At 40.6% G+C, this 21137-nt stretch carries 26 protein-coding genes and 1 rRNA gene; 26 read left to right on the top strand and 1 reads right to left on the bottom strand.

From position 1 onward, the window contains the following. Positions 1-109 precede the first annotated feature (109 nt). The 14 genes from rrf to rsmI all read left to right on the top strand — a co-directional run bounded on the left by rrf (position 110) and on the right by rsmI (position 9536). Positions 110-225 (top strand): 5S ribosomal RNA (rrf, locus tag C9414_RS18825). A 171-nt stretch (positions 226-396) separates the two neighbouring features. Beyond that, positions 397-588 carry a sigma factor G inhibitor Gin gene (locus C9414_RS18820; protein ID WP_024425620.1) on the top strand — a complete coding sequence of 64 codons (192 nt, stop codon included), beginning with the start codon at positions 397-399 and terminating at the stop codon, positions 586-588. A gap of 128 nt (positions 589-716) precedes the next feature. Next, a complete protein-coding gene (locus C9414_RS18815; protein WP_107164254.1) occupies positions 717-1331 on the top strand; it encodes a 5-bromo-4-chloroindolyl phosphate hydrolysis family protein in 615 nt (204 codons plus the stop codon). A gap of 18 nt (positions 1332-1349) precedes the next feature. Continuing rightward, on the top strand, positions 1350-2414 hold the full coding sequence (locus tag C9414_RS18810) for a toxic anion resistance protein (protein WP_107164253.1): 1065 nt from the start codon (positions 1350-1352) through the stop codon (positions 2412-2414). Between the two features lie 75 nt (positions 2415-2489). Beyond that, entirely contained in the window at positions 2490-3899 is a 1410-nt protein-coding gene (locus C9414_RS18805) for an aminotransferase class I/II-fold pyridoxal phosphate-dependent enzyme (RefSeq protein ID WP_107164252.1), read from the top strand. Then, on the top strand, positions 3896-4534 hold the full coding sequence (gene tmk / locus C9414_RS18800) for a dTMP kinase (RefSeq protein ID WP_058838215.1): 639 nt from the start codon (positions 3896-3898) through the stop codon (positions 4532-4534). Before C9414_RS18805 ends, tmk begins: the two co-directional genes overlap by 4 nt. 79 nt (positions 4535-4613) lie before the next feature. Beyond that, a complete protein-coding gene (locus tag C9414_RS18795; protein WP_024425625.1) occupies positions 4614-4943 on the top strand; it encodes a cyclic-di-AMP receptor in 330 nt (109 codons plus the stop codon). 12 nt (positions 4944-4955) lie between these two features. Further along, complete coding sequence (locus C9414_RS18790) at positions 4956-5396, top strand: YaaR family protein (protein ID WP_039175878.1); 441 nt, start codon at positions 4956-4958, stop codon at positions 5394-5396. Positions 5397-5407: 11 nt separating this feature from the next. Continuing rightward, positions 5408-6397, top strand: a complete 990-nt coding sequence (holB, locus tag C9414_RS18785; RefSeq protein ID WP_039175879.1) for a DNA polymerase III subunit delta' — start codon at positions 5408-5410, stop codon at positions 6395-6397. Positions 6398-6399: 2 nt separating this feature from the next. Next, positions 6400-7227: a competence/sporulation regulator complex protein RicT gene (gene ricT / locus C9414_RS18780; protein ID WP_024425628.1), complete on the top strand. Its 828-nt coding sequence runs from the start codon at positions 6400-6402 to the stop codon at positions 7225-7227. A 14-nt stretch (positions 7228-7241) separates the two neighbouring features. Beyond that, positions 7242-7595 (top strand): DNA replication initiation control protein YabA, encoded by a 354-nt coding sequence (yabA, locus tag C9414_RS18775; protein ID WP_039175883.1) that lies wholly within the window; start codon positions 7242-7244, stop codon positions 7593-7595. A 55-nt stretch (positions 7596-7650) separates the two neighbouring features. Continuing rightward, positions 7651-8394 (top strand): tRNA1(Val) (adenine(37)-N6)-methyltransferase, encoded by a 744-nt coding sequence (locus C9414_RS18770; protein ID WP_048239534.1) that lies wholly within the window; start codon positions 7651-7653, stop codon positions 8392-8394. Further along, a complete protein-coding gene (locus tag C9414_RS18765) occupies positions 8381-8680 on the top strand; it encodes a GIY-YIG nuclease family protein (RefSeq protein ID WP_039175889.1) in 300 nt (99 codons plus the stop codon). Before C9414_RS18770 ends, C9414_RS18765 begins: the two co-directional genes overlap by 14 nt. Then, positions 8655-9536 (top strand): 16S rRNA (cytidine(1402)-2'-O)-methyltransferase, encoded by an 882-nt coding sequence (gene rsmI / locus C9414_RS18760; RefSeq protein WP_107164251.1) that lies wholly within the window; start codon positions 8655-8657, stop codon positions 9534-9536. The genes C9414_RS18765 and rsmI overlap by 26 nt, the downstream gene beginning before the upstream one ends. A 45-nt stretch (positions 9537-9581) precedes the next feature. On the opposite strand, the gene C9414_RS18755 is transcribed toward rsmI, so the two are convergent. Next, positions 9582-9872: a transition state genes transcriptional regulator AbrB gene (locus C9414_RS18755; protein ID WP_087975202.1), complete on the bottom strand. Its 291-nt coding sequence runs from the start codon at positions 9870-9872 to the stop codon at positions 9582-9584. A gap of 520 nt (positions 9873-10392) precedes the next feature. Between C9414_RS18755 and metG the strand changes: the two genes are divergently transcribed. From metG to spoVG, 12 genes are all read left to right on the top strand, one after another. Continuing rightward, positions 10393-12393 carry a methionine--tRNA ligase gene (metG, locus tag C9414_RS18750; RefSeq protein ID WP_058838217.1) on the top strand — a complete coding sequence of 667 codons (2001 nt, stop codon included), beginning with the start codon at positions 10393-10395 and terminating at the stop codon, positions 12391-12393. Between the two features lie 81 nt (positions 12394-12474). After that, positions 12475-13242 carry a TatD family hydrolase gene (locus C9414_RS18745; protein ID WP_047203886.1) on the top strand — a complete coding sequence of 256 codons (768 nt, stop codon included), beginning with the start codon at positions 12475-12477 and terminating at the stop codon, positions 13240-13242. Between the two features lie 244 nt (positions 13243-13486). After that, entirely contained in the window at positions 13487-14689 is a 1203-nt protein-coding gene (locus C9414_RS18740; protein ID WP_047203887.1) for a G5 and 3D domain-containing protein, read from the top strand. 161 nt (positions 14690-14850) lie between these two features. Further along, entirely contained in the window at positions 14851-15411 is a 561-nt protein-coding gene (rnmV, locus tag C9414_RS18735) for a ribonuclease M5 (protein ID WP_017359323.1), read from the top strand. Continuing rightward, positions 15404-16282: a 16S rRNA (adenine(1518)-N(6)/adenine(1519)-N(6))-dimethyltransferase RsmA gene (gene rsmA / locus C9414_RS18730; protein WP_039175905.1), complete on the top strand. Its 879-nt coding sequence runs from the start codon at positions 15404-15406 to the stop codon at positions 16280-16282. The genes rnmV and rsmA overlap by 8 nt, the downstream gene beginning before the upstream one ends. A 134-nt stretch (positions 16283-16416) precedes the next feature. Next, the gene (gene yabG / locus C9414_RS18725; protein ID WP_024427198.1) at positions 16417-17301 is read left to right on the top strand and encodes a sporulation peptidase YabG; all 885 of its coding nucleotides are present in this window, start codon (positions 16417-16419) and stop codon (positions 17299-17301) included. A 213-nt stretch (positions 17302-17514) separates the two neighbouring features. Further along, positions 17515-17772, top strand: coding sequence for a biofilm formation stimulator Veg (gene veg, locus C9414_RS18720; RefSeq protein ID WP_024425637.1), 258 nt, complete (start codon positions 17515-17517; stop codon positions 17770-17772). Positions 17773-17935: 163 nt separating this feature from the next. Beyond that, the gene (locus C9414_RS18715) at positions 17936-18121 is read left to right on the top strand and encodes a small, acid-soluble spore protein, alpha/beta type (protein WP_012008653.1); all 186 of its coding nucleotides are present in this window, start codon (positions 17936-17938) and stop codon (positions 18119-18121) included. A 146-nt stretch (positions 18122-18267) separates the two neighbouring features. Then, the gene (ispE, locus tag C9414_RS18710; protein ID WP_019743558.1) at positions 18268-19137 is read left to right on the top strand and encodes a 4-(cytidine 5'-diphospho)-2-C-methyl-D-erythritol kinase; all 870 of its coding nucleotides are present in this window, start codon (positions 18268-18270) and stop codon (positions 19135-19137) included. Between the two features lie 55 nt (positions 19138-19192). Further along, positions 19193-20026 carry a pur operon repressor gene (purR, locus tag C9414_RS18705; RefSeq protein ID WP_024425638.1) on the top strand — a complete coding sequence of 278 codons (834 nt, stop codon included), beginning with the start codon at positions 19193-19195 and terminating at the stop codon, positions 20024-20026. A gap of 38 nt (positions 20027-20064) precedes the next feature. Continuing rightward, positions 20065-20442 carry a 2-iminobutanoate/2-iminopropanoate deaminase gene (gene ridA, locus C9414_RS18700; protein WP_024425639.1) on the top strand — a complete coding sequence of 126 codons (378 nt, stop codon included), beginning with the start codon at positions 20065-20067 and terminating at the stop codon, positions 20440-20442. A gap of 224 nt (positions 20443-20666) precedes the next feature. Continuing rightward, positions 20667-20963 carry a septation regulator SpoVG gene (gene spoVG / locus C9414_RS18695; protein WP_008357439.1) on the top strand — a complete coding sequence of 99 codons (297 nt, stop codon included), beginning with the start codon at positions 20667-20669 and terminating at the stop codon, positions 20961-20963. Positions 20964-21137 lie beyond the last annotated feature (174 nt).

The following is a 21137-nucleotide window of genomic DNA, read 5'->3' as shown; positions in this document are numbered from 1 at the left end:
GGTGACACGTGGAGCTGACAGATACTAATAGATCGAGGACTTAACCTATATTCTAATGTGAAGCATGAACATTGTTATCTAGTTTTGAGAGAACATTCTCTCCATCAGGTTTGGTGGCGATAGCGAAGAGGTCACACCCGTTCCCATACCGAACACGGAAGTTAAGCTCTTCAGCGCCGATGGTAGTTGGGGGTTTCCCCCTGTGAGAGTAGGACGCCGCCAAGCTTCTATCAGGATCAGTTCCATTTGGAACTGGTCTTTTTTGTTTTTTAAGAAAAGGAACAAACACTCGATCTGACATGGATACATATACTAAACTACCATCTGAAACATTCTTAATTTTGTATACAATTGAAAGCGCTAGGGCATACTGAAGCTATAAGTGGAGGTGTCACAATGAGCAAAAAAGAGCGAGAAGCGATTTGTTTGATTTGTGAAGAGAAAAAAACAAAGGGAATTTATTTATATCATCAGTTTTTGTGCCGAGAATGTGAGCGAAAGTTAATTTCTACATCGACCTCGGATCCCAGCTATGCCGATTATGTTAGAAAGCTTAAAAATCTTCATACGCCGCCTTTGTATTCATAGACCATTAGATGGTCTTTTTTTATGAGCCATGAAGGATTGGGCCTGTTTTTTGGAACTTAGTTTGGACATCATCCGTAATTAATAATAAGATAAACAGAGAGCCTGATTATTCATAGGAGTCGATGAACATGAAATCAATTTTTTATACATTTATATGGGCCATCCTCTCTACTTTTTTTTCGCTTGTGATTTTAACCGTCAGTATTGGGGTTTTCCATCATCATGTTGGATTATCGATACTGTATGCGATGATAGGGTGGGGCGTGATGTTTGCAGGGAGCAGATGGATTGCTTTCCAGTTGTTTTTAAAAAAACACGGACTGTCTCGTAGTGATTATGTATATATCAAACAGCATTTAAAAGAAGCAGGACAAAAGCTTGTACGTTTAAAGAAAGCTTTATTTGCTGTGAAAAACGTACAAACGATCAAACATAATTATGAAATTCTCAGACTTGCACGACGAATCTATACGATTACAAAAAAAGAGCCGAACCGGTTTTATGATGCACAGCGTTTTTATTTCGAAAGCTTGGATTCTGTTGTTGAACTAACTGAAAAATATGCACTATTGTATAATCAGCCTGATCGCAGTCATGAGTTGGAAATGACACTTAGCCAAACTCGAGTGACGCTGACAGAGCTGCAAAAGCAATTGACGAATGATTTGCAGCAAGTATTAGGAAGAGACATAGAAGCTCTTCATATTGAGCTAGAAGTGGCAGATAAAATGATAAAGAAATAATGAAAGGAGTCAAACGCAATGAAATCAGAAGATCACATCCGATCATCAACTGCTTCCACTACAGATCTTCAGTTTCGGGTGTTTGATACCTTATCTGATGAGGAGAAACAAGAAGCCATACAGCGTGCTGAGCAGATCCCTGACAATCTGCAAAAACTGCTTTTCTATGGTACACGTGTTCAGGAACGATTATTGGAACAATCACAACAAATGATGAAATATGTTGAGAAAAAAGATATCGATCAAATAGGAGACGTGCTTGAGGCCTTTTTGCACCAGCTGCATATAGTAGAACCTGAGGATTTACTGCCAAAGAAGCAGGGCTTTTTTTTGAAGTTGTTTCAGCGGGAGAAGCGTTCTACTCAGGAAATCATATCGCGTTTTCAACATGCAAAATCACAGATCGAGAGATTATCAGCAAGACTTCGTTACGCAAAAGGCGGATTAATCTCGGATCATATGTTATTAGAGCGTTTATTTGAAGAAAATCAAACTTATTTCCAAGAGATGACGATGCAGGTTGCAGCAGTTGAAGCGAAAATGACAACTTTAGAAAAGCAGATCATATCAGATACACAGCATATTGGTAATCGGACTATAGAGGAGCAAATGATGAGTCAGGAATTCAATGCAGAAGAGTATATGGAGAGGTTGAAGGAACGGAAATATGATTTGCTGTTAAGCCGGCAAATTGCGTTGCAATGTAATGCCCAAATTCGAATGATCCAGCATACGAATCATACATTGGCCAATCACATTCAATCAACTGTTTCTGCATCCATTCCTCTATGGATCAACCAAATGTCGATTGCGTTAACGCATATTCAGCAGCGTGCCAATTCAGCTCTTCAGAATCGTATCCAAAAAACATACGAAAAGGTATCAAAGCAGCAGGGAGAACTTCTTGAAGAAGCAGCTTTTGCACCTATAGATACGTTGAAAAAGGTTCAACGCCAATTAGCAGAAACCTTACAGGAAACGTTACAGGTGAAAGAGCATGGAAGCCAAGAACGAGCTCAATTGAAAAACAGCATGTATGAGGCAGAACAGCAGCTGACAAATCACCAGCCAATAAAGGAATGAGAATCCATCTTTCGGTTCCCTTGTATGAACGTTATAATAGACATAAGATATCGAAAGTGAAAAGGATCGATTTGTTTGAAAACACCTTTATATACAGCATTAGTACAACATGCGGAAAAGAAACCTTATTCTTTCCACGTTCCAGGACATCACAATGGAGATGTCTTTTTTGATGAGGCACGGACTTATTATGACTCAATTCTTCAGCTGGATGTAACAGAGCTTGAAGGATTAGATGATCTGCATCATCCAACTGGTGTGATTCAAGAGGCTGAACATTTATTGGCAAAGCTATATGGATCAGATCAAAGCTTTTTCCTTGTGAATGGGACAACTGTCGGAAATTTAGCGATGGTGATGACAGCCTGTCGTGCGGGAGATGAGATTTTCGTCCAGCGAAATTGTCATAAGTCTGTTTACCATGCGATTGAGCTTGCAGGAGCAACGCCTATTATGGTAGAAGCTGAGATAGATCAACATCTACATGTTCCAACACATGTGACAGATGAAACAGTCAAAAAAGCCATAGCCAAACATCCTAATTGCCGGGCGATCGTTTTGACTTATCCGAACTACTATGGTCATGCAGCTGATTTATCAAAACTGATTCACATGTGCCACGAAGCAGGCATGATCGTTTTGGTTGATGAGGCACATGGTGCACATTTTGTATTAGGCGGCGCTTTTCCTCCATCTGCTCTTTCCTATGGAGCTGACGTGGTGGTACAATCAGCACATAAAACCCTTCCAGCCATGACGATGGGTTCCTACCTTCATCTTCAGGGGGGACGAATGGATGCAAAACGTTTGAAAACATTCCTCACGATGCTTCAAAGCAGTTCTCCATCCTATCCAATTATGGCCTCATTAGATGTGGCAAGGGCCTATGTCGAGGAGATCAAGAAAAAAGAGATCCTGGATGGAATGATGAAAGGGCTGGCAGAGCTGAAAAATGAGTTCAACCGTATACCTCAGCTTGAAGTAGTCGAGTCTGAATTGCTTTTTAACGATCCATTAAAATGTGTGATTCGATCAACAAAAGGGCTGACGGGTTATGAACTAAAACGAGTGCTTGAATCAGTGGAGGTTCACCCAGAGCTTGCGGACGAACATCAGGTTTTACTTGTCTTTGGTTTAGAACAGAAGAAGGATATTCCTTTTAACCGAATAGAGCAGGCCCTTAATCAAAGCAATTCATTTCTCAAAGGAAAAGATCATATCCAAAGAGAGGCACTGGCTATTGAAAACAATGAGCATAGAGAGGATATAGAAGCCGTCCCATTTGAACATGCAGCAGGCCGGATTAGTGCAGAATCGGTTATTCCTTATCCACCGGGTATTCCTTTGATCGTTAAGGGAGAATGTATTGAAAGCGATCAAATCGCGGCTTTAAGCCGTTTGCTTGGACATCAGGTTCATGTTCAAGCGAGTCAGGTGATTCATCAGAGAAAATTATATGTTTATATAGAAGAGGAGACACTATGAGCGGTATGTTTATTACGTTTGAAGGGCCAGAGGGTGCCGGAAAAACGACAGTGATTCGAAAAGTGTATGAAGAAATGGAACGCCAAGGATATGAAGTGATGGCGACACGTGAGCCTGGCGGCATTGACATTGCAGAACAGATTCGTGAAGTCATTTTAAATGAAAAAAACACAAAAATGGACGCGAAAACAGAAGCTTTGCTATATGCAGCCGCAAGAAGGCAGCATTTGGCTGAGAAGGTAGAACCGGCATTACAGCGCGGGCAGACAGTTTTATGTGATCGTTTTGTTGATAGCTCCCTTGCTTATCAAGGCTATGCGAGAGGGCTTGGGATTGAAGCAGTAAAATCAATTAACGATTTTGCTATTAATGGCACGATGCCGCAAATGACCATTTATTTTTCTATTACACCTGAGGAAGGGCTAAAGCGAATTGATGCCAACCAGGGAAGAGAAAAGAATCGATTAGACATGGAGACGCTGAATTTCCACCAGCTGGTCAGAGAAGGCTATGAACTGCTTATTGCACAATCACCAGAACGATTCCGTGTAGTGGATGCGTCTCAGCCGATGCAGGCTGTCTATGAAGAAGTCCTCCAATTAATTCAGGACACATTAAAGCAAAATCAAATATGACCTAATTCCCAATCGTTGTTATAATATAGAGGAAGACATCGGCATGTCATCTGTGCCTAAAATAAAGGAGGCCAATCAAATGAAATTAATTGTTGCCGTTGTACAGGACCAAGATAGCAGCAAGTTGTTGAAAATATTGACTGAACATCATTTCGGCGTGACAAAATTAGCTTCAACTGGTGGGTTTTTAAAGTCTGGGAATACGACTTTTATTATTGGTTGTGATGATGTCCGAGTGGATAAAGCATTACAGCTTATAAAAGAAAATTGCCGTAAACGTGATCAAATGATCGCGCCTGTATCCCCAATGGGTGGAAATGCAGATTCATACGTACCATACCCTGTTGAGGTTGAAGTTGGCGGAGCTACTGTATTTATTCTGCCAGTTGAACAATTTCATCAATTTTAAGGATGGGTTGCTGTGAAAATTAATCAAGATATGCGGCTGCGTCTAGAAAAGCGTGAACTTCAAGCATTGAAAGGAAACCAGACATCTGCTTCCTTTAAAGCTTCGATGGAGACGCAAAGCGGCAAACTGCGCTTAGAACAGCTGACGGTCATGCTCAGTGATATCGAAGTGTTCGGTAAAAAGCTGGCGAAGTCACGAAACCTAAAGGATTTGGCTAGGTTTAAAGGACTGGTGAAGCGCTTTGTGAAAGAGACAGTCGATAATGGATTAAATATAGAAACATCAAGGAGCTTTGACATTTATGGCAACACACGTACACTTGCTTTAGTCAAAGCCTTAGATGAAAAGCTGATTGAATTAACTGAGGAAATGATGGACCAAGAGAAACCATCTATTGATTTGCTTGAACGTATTGGAGAAATAAAAGGTTTATTGATTAACCTTTACACATAGAGAGTGATAACATGGCAATTAGCTGGGATGACATGAATGATTTGCAGCCGCGCGTCATGCGGCTGATTTTTAATAGTATTGAAAAAGACCGACTTGCGCATGCCTACTTATTTGAAGGGAAAAAAGGAACCGGTAAGCTGGATGCAGCGATGCTGATGGCTAAGAGCTTTTTTTGTTTGGAATCAGGAGTGAAACCATGTGAATCCTGTCAAAACTGCAAAAGGATTGCATCAGGAAACCATCCCGATTTACATCTTGTGCAGCCTGACGGACAATCAATTAAGAAGGCGCAAGTGCAGGCACTGCAGGAGGAATTTACAAAAGCGGGTGTAGAATCTCACCGGAAAATGTATATTATTCTTCATGCGGACAAAATGACGGTCAATGCCGCGAACAGTTTATTGAAGTTCCTAGAGGAGCCCAATCGGGAAACGATGGCGGTTTTAATCACTGAGCAATCGCATAAAATGCTGGATACGATTATTTCAAGATGTCAGATGCTCAGCTTTCAGCCGCTGCAGCCACAATCCTTGGAGCAGCAGCTTTTACAAGAAGGCGTATCTCAGCATCTCGCAAGGCTTTTGTCGAATTTAACCAATAATTTAGCAGAAGCACTCGAATTAAGTCGAAATGATCAGTTTGCAGAGTCTAGAGCGAAAGTGATAAAATTGTATGAAGTCTTACACCAGCGAAAAGAACATGCATTTTTTTATATACAGGATCAATGGATGCCTTTTTTCAAAGAGAAAGACCTTCAAGAAACAGGTCTGGATATGCTTTTATTTATATATCGTGATGTATTGTCGATTCAAATAGGAAATGAAGATAAAGTCATTTATCAAGACTTATTCCAGACAATGAAGCAGCATGCGCTGCATTCCACACAGCAGATGGTGACCAGCCAGATCCTTGCTGTATTAGAAGCGAAAAAGAGACTTCAATCCAACGTGAATGCCCAAGGGCTGATGGAGCAATTGGTGTTGATGTTGCAGGAGGGATAAGCTTGTACAACGTAATTGGTGTTCGCTTTAAAAAAGCGGGCAAAATCTATTATTTCGATCCTAATGGATTTCATATAGAAAATGATAGTTGTGTCATTGTAGAAACAGTCAGAGGGGTTGAGTACGGACAAGTGGTCATCGCCAACAAAAAAGTAGATGAACACGATGTGGTTCTCCCTCTGCGTAAAGTCATTCGTGTAGCAGACGAACGAGACCGGCTCATCGTTGAGGAAAACAAAGAAGCAGCGATGACAGCCTTTGATACATGTCTTCAGAAGGTAAGTGAACATGGGCTGGAAATGAAACTGGTCGATGTTGAGTTTACATTTGACCGCAACAAGGTCATCTTCTACTTCACAGCAGATGGCAGAGTTGATTTCCGTGAGCTAGTGAAGGATCTTGCATCAATCTTCAAAACGAGAATTGAACTTCGCCAGATTGGTGTAAGAGACGAGGCAAAAATGCTTGGAGGCATTGGTCCTTGCGGGCGAATGCTCTGCTGTTCGACATTCTTAGGAGATTTTGAACCAGTGTCGATTAAGATGGCAAAGGATCAAAATCTATCGTTAAATCCTACAAAAATTTCAGGACTATGCGGCCGTTTGATGTGCTGCTTGAAATATGAGAATGATGAGTATGAAACAGCGAAGGAACAATTACCGGATATCGGCGAAACGATTCAGACGTCTAATGGCTCTGCAAAGGTAGTAGGGCTCAATATTTTAGAACGAATTTTGCAAGTTGAATTAACCGGGCAAGAAAAAGTGATAGAATATACATGGGAAGAATTATTACAAGAAGGCGTTGTATCTGCACAAACAACTGAGTAACGAGGTGTGCCACCTTGGATAAAAAGGAACTATTTGATACGGTAATTAATTTAGAAGAACAAATCGGTTCTCTTTATCGCCAGTTAGGTGATTTGAAAAATCATATCGGTGAAGTGATTGAAGAAAATCATCAGCTGCAGATGGAGAATCAGCACTTGCGTGAACGTCTGGATCAGTCCGATCGAGACAAATCGTCTGAGGCAGAGAATGATTCTGCCCAGAAGGCAAGTCATTCTGATATAGGAGAAGGTCATGATAACCTGGCCCGATTATATCAGGAGGGCTTCCATATTTGTAATGTACATTATGGAAGCATTCGTAAAGAGGGAGACTGTTTGTTCTGTCTGTCATTTTTAAATAAAAAATGAGAAAAGGCTTCCGCTGAATCGGGAGCCTTTTTCACAGGAAAAGAAAGGATACATCATGGTTTCGTTAAGAGAAGATGAACGTTTAGATTACCTGCTCGCCGAAGATATGAAGATTATTCAAAGTAAAACTGTGTTTGCCTTTTCATTGGACGCAGTGTTATTAGCTAAATTTGCTTATGTGCCAATCCAAAAAGGGGAAATCATTGATCTTTGTACCGGAAATGGCATCGTGCCATTGCTGCTTTCGACTCGTTCTAAGGCCTCGATTACGGGTGTTGAAATCCAAGAACGGCTGTTTGATATGGCAAAAAGAAGTGTGGAGTATAATCAACTTGAGCACCAGATCGAATTGATTCGTGGTGACTTGAATGATATGCCGGAACGCTACGGCAACCATAAAGTGGATGTGATTACATGTAACCCGCCATATTTTAAAACACCTTCTAAGGATGAAATCAATGAAAATGAATACTTGGCGATTGCCCGGCATGAAATTCATTGTACATTAGAAGATGTTATTCGTGTTTCTTCCACGCTGCTAAAGCAAGGGGGGAAACTGGCGATGGTTCATCGACCAGGACGGCTGCTTGAGATTGTGGAATTAATGAAGAAATACCGAATTGAGCCAAAACGTATTCAATTTGTTTATCCCAAACAAGGGAAAGAAGCCAATACTATCTTGGTAGAGGGCATAAAAGATGGAAAACCAGATCTGAAAATTCTCCCGCCTCTTTTTGTTTATGGAGAAGACCAGGAGTATACAGATGAAATCAGGACGATACTGTATGGAGAAGCATAATCATTACTTCTATGTATTAAAATGTGCAGATGGCAGCCTGTATGCGGGTTATACAAATGATTTACAAAAAAGATTGATGACCCACAATAGTGGAAAAGGAGCAAAGTATACAAGAGCGAGACGGCCGGTTGAGCTTTTTTATCATGAATGTTTTGCAACCAAAAGAGAAGCCATGCAGCAAGAATATCGTTTCAAAACGTGGACACGGAAAAAGAAAGACATGTATATAGAAGAAATGCGAATGGAAAAGGAGGCGGCACATGAAAAAGACACAGAAAAGCTTTGATGGTCAATCTGACATGGGCATTCTTTATCTCGTCCCAACCCCGATTGGAAATCTAGAAGATATGACGTTCCGAGCGATACAAACGTTAAAAGATGTAGACTATATTGCCGCAGAAGATACAAGGCAAACGAAAAAGCTTTGTCATGTATACGAAATTGATACACCCTTAACGAGTTATCATGAGCATAACAAAGACAGCAGCGGCCACAAGTTAATCGAATGGCTAAAAGAAGGGAAAAATATCGCACTCGTGAGTGATGCCGGTTTACCGACGATTTCAGATCCGGGGGCTGAAGTGGTTCGAGATTTTACTAGCATCGGAGGCTATGTTATTCCGTTACCTGGCGCAAATGCTGCACTAACGGCACTCATTGCATCAGGAATCGCGCCTCAGCCATTTTTCTTTTACGGTTTTCTCGACCGTCAAAAAAAAGAAAAGAAAAAGCAGCTTGAAGCCTTGAAGAAACGCCAAGAAACGATCATTTTCTATGAAGCGCCCCATCGATTAAAAGAAACGCTGACTTTGATGAAGGAAGTGTGGGGAAATCGAAACATCGCCATTACGAGAGAACTAACGAAAAAATTCGAAGAGTTTATTCGTGGGGATTTAGAATCTGTGCTGACATGGGCAGCGGAGAATCAAATTCGAGGTGAGTTCTGTCTTGTGGTACAAGGAAATGATCAAGCTGAAGAAGAGATGAATGAAGAAGCATGGTGGACGTCCTTATCTGAAAAAGAACATGTGATCCATTACATAGAAGAAGGATTAACGTCGAAAGAAGCCATTAAACGTACAGCTGTCGAGCGTGGTGTACCAAAGCGCACGATATACGATGCCTATCATATTGAACAATAAAGAAAGGTTCTTGCAAACGGTGCAAGAACCTTTTTTATATGAAACTTATTTTTGTGATTGAAGTTGGTTTTGGATTTCGTTAATGATTTGCTCTGCACCTTCACGGCTAAGAACTAATTTACCATTAGCAAGTTTAAGGTTATCGTCTGATACTTCACCTGTTACTTGGCAAGTCATGTTTGGTTTATATTTTTTTAGGATAATTTTTTCATCATCAACATAAATTTCCAAAGCGTCTTTTTCAGCGATTCCTAGCGTACGGCGAAGTTCGATTGGAATCACCACGCGTCCTAATTCGTCAACTTTACGTACAATACCTGTAGATTTCATCTTCATTCTCCTCCCAAAAAGTTCTTATTACTAAAATAATATTATCTTCGTCATTATTCGACAAATTCCTTACATTCCTAGCATAACAAGGTTTCCATAAATCGTCAATCATTTTGTTTACTATTGTTTGTAAAATATGACTCTTAAAGTCAAAAGACCTTGAAACTACTGATGTATAAGGATTTTGTAGGCTTTTTCTATGAAAATATAAGAAATGACGAGTTCAGATTAACAAGACTTTTGCCCTAATTTAGCCAATTGTAAATCTGGAAATAGATTTCATACGACAATATTCGACAAAATGTCGACGGGTTTGTCGTTTTTTTCGAAAAACTCATCTTTTTCGATCATTTCATCTTGTTCTATGTATATATGCTTGATCTTAAAGGCTAAGATGGTATCATAGAGAAAGCACAAGTGCAAAATTAAATGAATTGATCTGACACATTTTCATGTAATGATGATAACCGCTCTCGTCCATTGGGCGGGAGTTTTTGACATTTACACACACGCAGGAGGTTCCGACATGCCAGAAAAGAAAAAAACGTTTTATCTGACAACACCTATTTACTATCCGAGCGGAAAATTACATATTGGACATGCTTATACGACAGTAGCAGGAGATGCTATGGCTCGTTATAAACGTCTTCAAGGCTATGATGTGATGTATTTAACGGGTACAGATGAGCACGGACAAAAAATTCAGCAAAAAGCTGAAGAACAAAATATCACACCAATCGAGTATTTAGATCCAGTCGTTGAAGACATTAAATCATTATGGAAGAAACTCGACATTTCGAATGACGACTTCATCCGTACAACAGAAAAAAGACATACGAAAATCATCGAGCAGGTATTCCAAAAACTTCTTGATCAAGGCGATATTTATTTAGATCAATATGAGGGCTGGTACAGTATTCCTGATGAGACATTCTATACGGAAACACAGCTTGTTGATGTTGAGCGTAATGAGAAAGGGGAAGTCATTGGCGGAAAAAGCCCTGACAGCGGACACCCTGTTGAATTAATTAAAGAGGAATCATATTTCTTCCGTATGAGTAAGTATGCGGATCGTTTGCTCGATTATTACGAAAAGAATCCATCGTTTATTCAGCCTGAATCAAGAAAGAATGAAATGATTAATAACTTCATTAAACCAGGTTTAGAGGATTTAGCCGTATCAAGAACAACCTTTGATTGGGGAATTAAAGTTCCTAACAATCCAAAACACGTCATTTATGTATGGATTGATGCGTTATTCAACTATTTAACTGCGATTGGCTATGGAACAGATCAAGATGAGAAATATAAAAAATATTGGCCTGCCAACGTACATCTCGTAGGAAAAGAAATTGTACGCTTCCATACGATTTATTGGCCGATTATGTTGATGGCATTAGATCTGCCTCTACCGAAGCAAATTTTCGCACACGGCTGGCTGCTCATGAAAGATGGCAAAATGTCTAAATCAAAAGGGAATGTGGTAGATCCGGTCACATTAATTGATCGCTATGGCCTCGATGCCCTCCGTTATTATCTGCTTCGCGAAGTACCATTTGGTGCGGATGGTGTGTTTACACCAGAAGGATTCGTGGAACGTGTAAACTATGACCTTGCCAATGATTTAGGTAACTTGCTTAATCGTACAGTTGCGATGGTCCAAAAATATTTTGACGGCACTTTAAGCAGCTATAAGGGCCCTGTTAATGAGTTTGATGAAGAGCTGAAAGCAGTCGCTGAGCAAACCGTCAAAGCCTATGAAGAGGCGATGGAAAACCTTGAATTCTCTGTGGCTCTTTCAAATGTTTGGACATTAATCAGCAGAACCAATAAATATATTGATCAAACAGCTCCATGGGTGCTGGCAAAGGATGAAACAAAACGAAAAGAATTGCATTCTGTTATGTATCATTTAGCAGAATCACTTCGAATCACAGCAGTCCTCTTAACGCCATTCCTAACGAAAACACCTGAGAAAATCTTCTTCCAGCTTGGAATTGAAGAAGAGAAGCTCAAAAGCTGGGATAGTATCCTATCATTTGGTGCAATTCAACATGCGACGGTACAAAAAGGCGAGCCTTTGTTCCCGCGTTTAGAGGTTGAAGAAGAAGTAGCCTACATTAAAGAAAAAATGCAGGGAAGTACACCTAAGGTAGAAGAAGAGAAAGTGGAAATCGAAGAAACGGAATTACCTGAGCTGGAAGCTGAAATTGCATTTGATGATTTCTCGAAAGTCGATCTTCGAGTCGCACAGGTTTTGGAAGCAGCCCCAGTGAAAAAAGCGGATCGTCTTTTAAAGCTTCAGCTTGATTTTGGATTTGAAAAAAGACAAATAGTCTCAGGGATTGCCAAACACTATCAACCAGAAGAATTAGTAGGGAAAAAGCTCGTTTGCGTAGCGAATCTTACACCAGTTAAACTCAGAGGGGAAATTTCCCAGGGAATGATTTTAACTGGGGAAACAGGCGGGAAATTGCAGGTTCTTGAAGTAGATCAATCTCTAGCAAATGGAACAAAAATTTTATAAATCAACAAAGGTGTTCCACGTGTAACATTTCGTCGAACACCTTTTGTTTTTTAGGAGAATTGTCGAAAGGAGCAATCAACAATGTTATTTGATACACATGCCCACTTGAATGCAGAACAATATAAGGAAGACTTAGAGCAGGTGATCGAAAGAGCGAAAAGCGAAAAAGTTGAGAAAATCGTGGTGGTGGGGTTTGACCGTCCGACAATTACGAGAGCGATGGAATTAATTGAAGAGTATGATTTCATATATGCAGCTATCGGCTGGCATCCAGTCGATGCTATTGATATGACAGATGAAGATTTGGCTTGGATTAAAGATTTATCTCAACACGAAAAAGTGGTTGCGATTGGAGAAATGGGTCTGGATTACTATTGGGACAAGTCACCAAAAGATGTACAAAAGGAAGTCTTTAGACGCCAAATTGCTCTTGCGAAGGAAGTGAATCTTCCAATTGTTATTCATAACCGTGACGCAACGGAAGATGTCGTGACGATTTTAAAGGAAGAGGGAGCAGCTGAGGTTGGAGGTATTATGCACTGCTTTACGGGCAGCTTAGAAACTGCAAAAGTGTGTATGGATATGAATTTTTACATCTCATTCGGTGGACCCGTGACATTTAAAAATGCCAAAAAGCCAAAAGAAGTTGTAAAAGAGATACCAAGTGACCGGCTTTTGATTGAAACAGACTGCCCATACTTAACGCCAGTACCATTTAGGGGGAAACGTAACGAGCCAAGTTATGTCAAATATATCGCAGAACAAATTGCGGAGCTGAGAGAAATCAGCTTTGAAGAGCTTGCCGAATTGACAACAAAAAATGCAAAAAAAGTTTTCCGTATAAACTGACAGTATATGATGTCAATCCTTGTTTAAGCTTGTCCAATTGTGAAACATAACGAAAAAGTTCTACACGTTTGCGCCTCCTCATAGGATAAGTTGTCGATAAGTCTTTCTTCCCTTCTTTCCATAAATCTCCCATAATAGGTTTACAATCGAGCATTTTTGTACAGTGGGTGGAAGGGTTGACAGGTTTTGAGATACTCTATATAATCTCTCCGAGGAGAAGGAGGCGTTTTTCATCGTACAAAAAATGAAAAATCTGTTTTCTGTTAAGCTAGGAAAAGGCAAGGTTTTATTACTAGTTGTTTGCTTGCTTTTAGCTGGAACTGGGACGGCTTACGGTGCGCATGAGCTCACTAAGCAGTCTATTACCATTTCAATCAATGGTAAAGAGAAGACAATTCGTACACATGAAGAGACAGTAGCACAGCTGCTTTCAGACCTTGGCATAAGGACCAAGGCGGAGGATCATATCTCTCCAAGTCTAAATACAAAGATTCAAGACAACATGAACATTGTGTATGATGCGGCTATACCGGTTCATCTGACCCTAGATGGGAAAGAGAAAACGATATGGACAACAGATCAGACGGTTGGAGCATTATTGAAGAATGAGAAGATAGATATTGGGAAGCACGATCAAGTCACTCCAGGAAAGAATGACAAGTTAACAAAGGATATGAATCTTGTGGTTCAGCAGGCCTTCCAGGTCAGCTTAAATGATGGAGGAAAAGATAAAAAAGTGTGGACCACTTCGACTACGGTCGCTGACTTTTTAAAGCAACAAGAGCTGAAGCTCAAGAAGCACGATAAGATCAAGCCTGCGTTACATAGTAACCTTTCTAAAAAGAGCGCAGATATAAAGATCACTCGGGTGGAAAAAGTCACCGATGTAGTGGAAGAGAAAATTGCTTTTGATACCAAACATAAAAAGGACCATTCTCTTGAAAAAGGGAAAGAGAAGGTACTTAAAAAAGGTGAAGAAGGTAAATTGAAGAAGCACTATGCCATTGTGAAAGAAAACGGCAAAGTGGTGTCTAAAGAATTGATTAAAGAAGTGACCGAAAAAGATAGTAAGGACCGTTTAGTGGCTATTGGTACACAAGTGACCAAAAAGGAGCCTACAGCGTCCCCTGTGGTTTCACGAAGCAATGAGTCTTCAGGAAAAGAATTTTATGTGGCGTCAACAGCCTATACAGCGAGCTGTGCTGGATGTACGGGCAGAACGTCTACAGGTTTTGATTTAAAAGCGAATCCGGGTGCAAAGGTCATAGCAGTTGATCCGAGTGTCATTCCGCTGGGCTCAAAAGTATATGTGGAAGGCTATGGTTATGCCGTTGCATCAGACACTGGATCTGCTATAAAAGGGAATAAAATTGATGTGTTCGTCCCAAGTAAGTCGGCAGCTTATCAATGGGGAAATAAACGAGTGAAAATTAGAGTACTCAAATAAACACATCAAATCATTTATATGAACAGAGGGCTTTGCGCACCCTCTGTTTTTTTGGTTATAATAGAAGCACTGTTTTCTAATTAATTAGACGCAAAAACAGCATGAAAGGTTTCGTTTTTTTAACCAAAAAATGTAGATTGTTTTTGCAAGCGGAGGAATACATGAAAATCAAAGAAATCATTGTGGTGGAGGGTCGTGATGACACTGCCAGAGTGAAGATGGCGGTGGATGCAGATACGATCGAAACAAACGGATCTGCCATTGGCGATACAGTCATACAACAAGTGCGTCTTGCTCAGGAGACGAGAGGGGTCATTATTTTAACAGATCCTGATTTTCCTGGTGAGAAGATCCGTAAAACCATCGCAGAGGCGGTTCCTGGCTGTAAGCACGCTTTTTTGCCAAAGCATCTTGCGAAGGCGAAGCGGGATAAAGGAATTGGTGTCGAGCATGCTTCCTTGGACAGTATTCGTGAATGTCTTGCCCATGTCCATGAAGAAATGGAAGAATCAGAAAGTGACATTACATTAGACGACTTATTTGACGCAGGCCTTATCGGAGGCGAAGCATCGAAACGCCGCCGCGAACGACTAGGAGTGCTTTTAAATATAGGATATACCAATGCGAAGCAGCTGCAAAAGCGCCTTCACATGTTCCAAATAACCAAACATGATTTTATTGCGGCCTTAAAGACCGTCATGCAGGAGGAAGCCGATGAATAAAGATATTGCGACACCCGTCAGAACGAAGGAAATACTGAAGAAGTACGGTTTCTCTTTTAAAAAGAGCTTAGGGCAGAACTTCTTAATTGATACAAATATTTTAGATCGCATTGTCGATCACGCAGAGGTTACAGATGAGACCGGCGTCATTGAAATTGGGCCTGGTATCGGCGCATTGACAGAGCAGCTCGCTAAACGTGCAAAGAAAGTCACCGCTTTTGAAATCGATCAGCGTTTATTGCCTATTTTAAACGATACGCTTTCTCCATATGATAATGTCACGATTATTCATCAAGATGTATTAAAGGCGGATGTGAGAAAGGTCATCGAAGAAAATTTTGCTGACTGTAAAGAAGTGATGGTCGTAGCCAACCTTCCGTATTACGTGACAACACCGATTATTATGAAATTGCTTGAAGAAAACCTTCCATTGAAAGGGATCGTGGTCATGCTGCAAAAAGAAGTAGCAGATCGTATGGCAGCTGTCCCTTCATCAAAGGAATACAATTCATTGTCTATCGCAGTTCAATTTTATACGGAAGCAAAAACGGTGATGGTTGTGCCTAAAACGGTTTTTGTTCCTCAGCCAAATGTTGATTCGGCTGTGATTAAGCTGACTGTTCGTGAAACGCCTGCTGTCTCAGTAGAAAATGATGCGTTTTTCTTTCAATTGATCCGAGCGAGCTTTGGCCAGCGCCGGAAAACATTGATGAATAATTTGATGAACAATTTTCCTGATGGAAAAAAACATAAAGCGATCATCGAGGAAGCTCTTCAAACAGCAGATATTGATGGAAAGCGCCGCGGAGAATCATTATCCATTGAGGAATTTGCCAGATTGTCGAATGTTTTACAAAAAGCCCTATCGTAAGGGCTTTTTTCTTTTGTTCTTCACCACTTCAACTGTTCAGGCATAGGCTAGAAAGAACAGCACATATGAAAGATGAATATGTTTAGGGCAAGACGATACCAACAGGATATGAGCCTGATTGTGGAGTGAAAAACATGCAATTTCAAATAGGAGATATGGTGACGAGGGCATCCTATCAAATGGATATTATGTTTCGAATCATTCGAATTGATGAGACAGATCAGCACGAAGCCACTGCCATATTGCATGGGAATGAAGTGAGGCTGATTGCTGATGCTAAGATGTCGGATCTCGTCTTGATTCAAAAAGAGGAGCAGCTGACAAGGGAGAAGGACGACGAACGGAAGATTAATGAATCGCTCGACTTACTAAGACAGGATTATCAGCTGCTGCGTGAAAAACAAGAGTATTATACTTCTGGACAATATCAGCATCAGGAGCAGTATTTTCACATGCCTGGAAAGGTCCTTCATTTAGATGGAGATGCTTCATACTTAAAGAAATGCTTAGATGTATATGAACGAATTGGTGTGCCTGTGTACGGAGTGCATTGTCATGAGAAGAAAATGCCAAGCGTGATCGACTCGTTACTTGATCAATATCGGCCTGATATTTTGGTCATTACAGGGCATGATGCGTATTCCAAGCAAAAGGGCGGCGTAAATGATATCGGTGCTTATCGCCATTCTCGTCATTTCGTTGAAACGGTTCAAAAAGCAAGAAAGAAAATTCCTCATTTAGATCAGCTTGTGATCTTTGCGGGCGCCTGTCAATCTCATTTCGAATCATTGATTCAAGCAGGTGCCAATTTTGCAAGCTCACCTTCACGTGTGAACATCCATGCGCTCGACCCCGTCTATATCGTTGCGAAGATCAGCTTCACTCCATTTGTAGATCGAATCAATGTGTGGGATGTGCTTCGTAATACATTAACAAGAGAAAAAGGTCTCGGAGGCATCGAGACGAAGGGTGTTTTAAGGGTAGGTATGCCATATAAAAAAGACCATGAATCGACATAACCCGACTGATTTCAGTCAGGTTTTTTTTATGTGTAAAAAGAAATTTCAAATGGATACATAATTCACCGGAATTTGAGAAAAATAGGGAGGAGAAAAGGTAGAAGTTTGTCAAAATTATTTTGTTGACAATGGCTCGTGTTGGTTGATATAATTTAATTTTTATTTGACAAAAATGGGCCGTTGTTGTATAATTATCTCAGTGAGGTGGATGCAATGGCGAAGACTTTGTCCGACATCAAAAGATCGCTTGATGGTAACTTAGGTAAACGTTTGACGTTAAAGGCTAACGGAGGCCGCCGTAAAACAATTGAGCGTTCGGGCATTTTAGCTGAAACGTACCCTTCTGTATTTGTGATTCAATTAGATCAAGATGAGAATTCGTTTGAAAGAGTTTCTTACAGTTATGCAGATATACTGACTGAGACGGTCGAATTAACGTTCGATGATGCCGCTAGCTCAGTCGCCTATTAATGGGCAGTGAACTTTTTGTTTACTGCTTTTTGTTTTGCCTTTTTTTCTGAATGGGAGTCTGTCCATTTTTTGAAAGGGGTAAAAGAAAGGATTCGATACAAAATAAGAAAGCCACAAAAGCAGTGGCACTGATTCGAATTCTCGACTAAAGGGGCTGTTTCGTTTGGGTAGACGCCGAGGCATTATGTCAGATGAGTTCAAATACGAGCTGGCGAAGGATCTTGGATTTTATGATACCGTCAAAAATGGAGGCTGGGGAGAAATTCGTGCACGTGACGCAGGTAATATGGTCAAACGTGCCATCGAATTAGCTCAGCAGCACATGGCTCAGGATGAGAATCAACGATAGAAAAATGGTCAGGGATACCTCGGGTGTCTCTGGCTTTTTTTGTTGAAAAAGTCAGTGTGCTGGGCGTAAAAGCCAATATTCATCAGATCCATCAAATGTGATACAATATTGATACTTATGTTTAGATGGAGAAGTAGGTGAAATGTTTGCGTATTTTAGAAAAAGCACCGGCAAAAATTAATCTCTCACTTGATGTTCATGGAAAAAGACCGGATGGATATCACGAAGTGGAGATGGTGATGACAACAATAGACCTTGCAGATCGACTTGAGCTGACGGAGCTGGACAAAGATGAAATCCGTGTATCATCTCATAATCGATTTGTGCCAGATGATCAGCGTAACTTGGCTTATCAGGCGGCTAAATTACTCAAAACAAGGTTCGGTATTCAAAAAGGGGTATCGATTGTCATCACAAAAGCAATTCCTGTGGCAGCAGGTTTAGCTGGAGGCAGCAGTGATGCTGCAGCAGCGCTTCGCGGTTTAAACCGTTTGTGGAAGTTAAATCTCACGTTAGATGAACTAGCTGAGCTTGGAGCGGAGATCGGCTCAGATGTGTCTTTTTGTGTACACGGAGGCACAGCACTAGCGACAGGACGTGGAGAAAAACTGAAGCATATCGCGACACCGCCGCATTGCTGGGTGATTTTAGCGAAGCCGGTGATTGGGGTATCTACAGCTGAAGTTTATAGACAATATGACGCAAGCAAAGTAGAACACCCAAATGTACAGCGTATGATTGAAGCCATTGAAGCGAAAGATTATAAAGAGATGTGCGGCTCACTCGGTAACGTTCTGGAGTCTGTGACATTAAAGATGTATCCGGAAGTAGATATGATCAAAAGACAGATGAAGCGTTTCGGTGCTGATGCTGTATTAATGAGTGGAAGCGGCCCAACTGTATTTGGCCTGATTCAATATGAATCGAAGGTACAAAGAATATATAACGGACTGAGAGGATTTTGTGATCAAGTATACGCTGTCCGCATGATCGGCGAACAAAATGCCCTTGATTAAATCCGTATATTAAGTTATATTATTCATAAATTATTCGGGTTCTGGGGGTAAGTTCATGAAGTTTCGTCGAAGCGGCAGATTGGTGGACTTAACAAATTATTTGTTAGCCCACCCGCACGTACTAGTACCTTTAACTTTTTTTGCAGAGCGATATCAATCTGCAAAGTCCTCCATTAGTGAAGACTTAACGATTATCAAACAGACCTTCGAACAGCAGGGAATCGGCACATTGCTTACTGTACCTGGCGCTGCTGGCGGAGTGAAATATATTCCAAAAATTCACCTAAAAGAAGCAGATGACGTAGTAAACGATATCGGAGAGGCATTATCAACTCCTGAACGTGTACTTCCTGGCGGTTATTTATATTTAACCGATGTTTTAGGCAATCCATCGATTCTTGCGAAAATCGGTAAGCTGTTTGCGACCATCTTTGCGGACCGTGCGATTGATGTCGTCATGACCGTTGCGACAAAGGGGATTCCAATTGCCTATTCTGTTGCGGGTTATTTAAATGTGCCTGTTGTGATCGTTAGAAAAGATAATAAGGTAACCGAAGGATCAACTGTCAGTATTAATTATGCGTCAGGTTCTTCTAACCGAATTCAAACCATGTCCCTTGCAAAGCGCAGCTTAGATAAAGGCTCCAATGTGTTGATCATTGATGATTTTATGAAAGCGGGCGGAACCATTAACGGCATGATGAATTTGCTTGAGGAATTTAATGCAAATGTTGCAGGGATCGGTGTTCTTTTAGAAGATGAAGGCGTAGATGAACGTCTTGTCGATGAATATGTCTCGTTGTTAAAGCTTTCAACTATTGATATGAAACAAAAAATCATTGAGATCAATGAAGGCAATTTCCACGAGTTTTTTCATTCGAAAGCGTAAGTTTTAATTAAACATGTATTTGAATGGGAGAGATTGATATGACAAAAGTTGTTCAAACCAAACATGCACCAGCAGCCATTGGACCTTACTCTCAAGGAATTATTGTCAATAACATGTTTTACAGCTCAGGGCAGATTCCATTAACCCCAGCTGGAGATTTTGTTAATGGAGATATTAAAGAACAAACACATCAAGTATTCCGTAATCTTGAGGCTGTACTTGAAGCAGCAGGTGCTTCCTTTGAAACAGTCGTGAAAGCAACTGTTTTCATCAAAGATATGGAACAATTCGCTGAAGTGAATGAAGTGTACGGTGAGTATTTCCATACACATAAGCCAGCTCGTTCATGCGTGGAAGTGGCAAGACTTCCAAAAGATGCGCTTGTAGAAATAGAAGTAGTTGCACTAGTAAAATAAACAGGCACTCTCGATGAAAGCCGTTTGGTTTCATCATATGCAGGGAAAGACATCATCATGATGTCTTTTTTCATGCTGAGGATGTAAGCGTCGTCACGAATATGACAAATAATGTATAAATATCCCGATATTTCAAAAAAAGTTTAAAAAAAGAGCAGGAGAATCACCACGATCGTTGAATACCTAAGTAATGCTTTTATATTGGGAAAAGGTGGTGAACTACTGTGGAAGTTACTGACGTAAGATTACGCCGCGTGAATACCGATGGTCGCATGAGGGCGATTGCATCCATCACGCTGGACCACGAATTTGTTGTTCATGATATTCGTGTGATTGATGGAAACAATGGGTTGTTTGTTGCAATGCCTAGCAAACGCACGCCTGATGGAGAGTTTCGCGATATTGCACATCCAATTAATTCAAGCACTCGGGGTAAAATCCAAGATGCTGTATTAAATGAATATCATCGCTTAGGCGAAGAGGAAGAGACAATTGAATATGAAGAAGCTGGAGCTTCTTAATCATACTTAAACCTAAAAAGACGGCTTTAAGAGAAAATGAATGTTTTCTTTTAAATGCTGTCTTTTTTGCGTTCTTTCTCTTGTTTCTTAAGTCTTTCATCTGTTAGAAAATTATTGTACTTCCTTTTGTATCCTTGAAATCAGTCTTTATTTAGGATATATTTTTCTATGGAT

Origin of the sequence: Bacillus sp. Nf3 (genome assembly GCF_003028545.1) — a bacterium.
Taxonomy (GTDB): Bacteria; Bacillota; Bacilli; order Bacillales; family Bacillaceae; genus Bacillus; species Bacillus safensis.
The sequence above is the reverse complement of the archived record's forward strand: the minus strand, read 5'-3'. Positions and strand labels throughout refer to the sequence as shown.

Excerpts from the sequence above, each read along its gene's own strand:
- C9414_RS18765 (WP_039175889.1), top strand. The coding sequence starts at position 8,381 with ATGGAGAAGCATAATCATTACTTCTATGTATTAAAATGTGCAGATGGC.
- C9414_RS18815 (WP_107164254.1), top strand. The coding sequence starts at position 717 with ATGAAATCAATTTTTTATACATTTATATGGGCCATCCTCTCTACTTTT.
- C9414_RS18745 (WP_047203886.1), top strand. The coding sequence starts at position 12,475 with ATGTTATTTGATACACATGCCCACTTGAATGCAGAACAATATAAGGAA.
- C9414_RS18820 (WP_024425620.1), top strand. The coding sequence starts at position 397 with ATGAGCAAAAAAGAGCGAGAAGCGATTTGTTTGATTTGTGAAGAGAAA.
- rsmI (WP_107164251.1), top strand. The coding sequence starts at position 8,655 with ATGAAAAAGACACAGAAAAGCTTTGATGGTCAATCTGACATGGGCATT.
- yabG (WP_024427198.1), top strand. The coding sequence starts at position 16,417 with ATGCAATTTCAAATAGGAGATATGGTGACGAGGGCATCCTATCAAATG.
- rnmV (WP_017359323.1), top strand. The coding sequence starts at position 14,851 with ATGAAAATCAAAGAAATCATTGTGGTGGAGGGTCGTGATGACACTGCC.
- C9414_RS18810 (WP_107164253.1), top strand. The coding sequence starts at position 1,350 with ATGAAATCAGAAGATCACATCCGATCATCAACTGCTTCCACTACAGAT.
- tmk (WP_058838215.1), top strand. The coding sequence starts at position 3,896 with ATGAGCGGTATGTTTATTACGTTTGAAGGGCCAGAGGGTGCCGGAAAA.
- rsmA (WP_039175905.1), top strand. The coding sequence starts at position 15,404 with ATGAATAAAGATATTGCGACACCCGTCAGAACGAAGGAAATACTGAAG.
- holB (WP_039175879.1), top strand. The coding sequence starts at position 5,408 with ATGGCAATTAGCTGGGATGACATGAATGATTTGCAGCCGCGCGTCATG.
- ridA (WP_024425639.1), top strand. The coding sequence starts at position 20,065 with ATGACAAAAGTTGTTCAAACCAAACATGCACCAGCAGCCATTGGACCT.
- C9414_RS18755 (WP_087975202.1), bottom strand. The coding sequence starts at position 9,872 with ATGAAGATGAAATCTACAGGTATTGTACGTAAAGTTGACGAATTAGGA.
- metG (WP_058838217.1), top strand. The coding sequence starts at position 10,393 with ATGCCAGAAAAGAAAAAAACGTTTTATCTGACAACACCTATTTACTAT.
- veg (WP_024425637.1), top strand. The coding sequence starts at position 17,515 with ATGGCGAAGACTTTGTCCGACATCAAAAGATCGCTTGATGGTAACTTA.
- C9414_RS18770 (WP_048239534.1), top strand. The coding sequence starts at position 7,651 with ATGGTTTCGTTAAGAGAAGATGAACGTTTAGATTACCTGCTCGCCGAA.
- C9414_RS18740 (WP_047203887.1), top strand. The coding sequence starts at position 13,487 with ATGAAAAATCTGTTTTCTGTTAAGCTAGGAAAAGGCAAGGTTTTATTA.
- C9414_RS18795 (WP_024425625.1), top strand. The coding sequence starts at position 4,614 with ATGAAATTAATTGTTGCCGTTGTACAGGACCAAGATAGCAGCAAGTTG.
- purR (WP_024425638.1), top strand. The coding sequence starts at position 19,193 with ATGAAGTTTCGTCGAAGCGGCAGATTGGTGGACTTAACAAATTATTTG.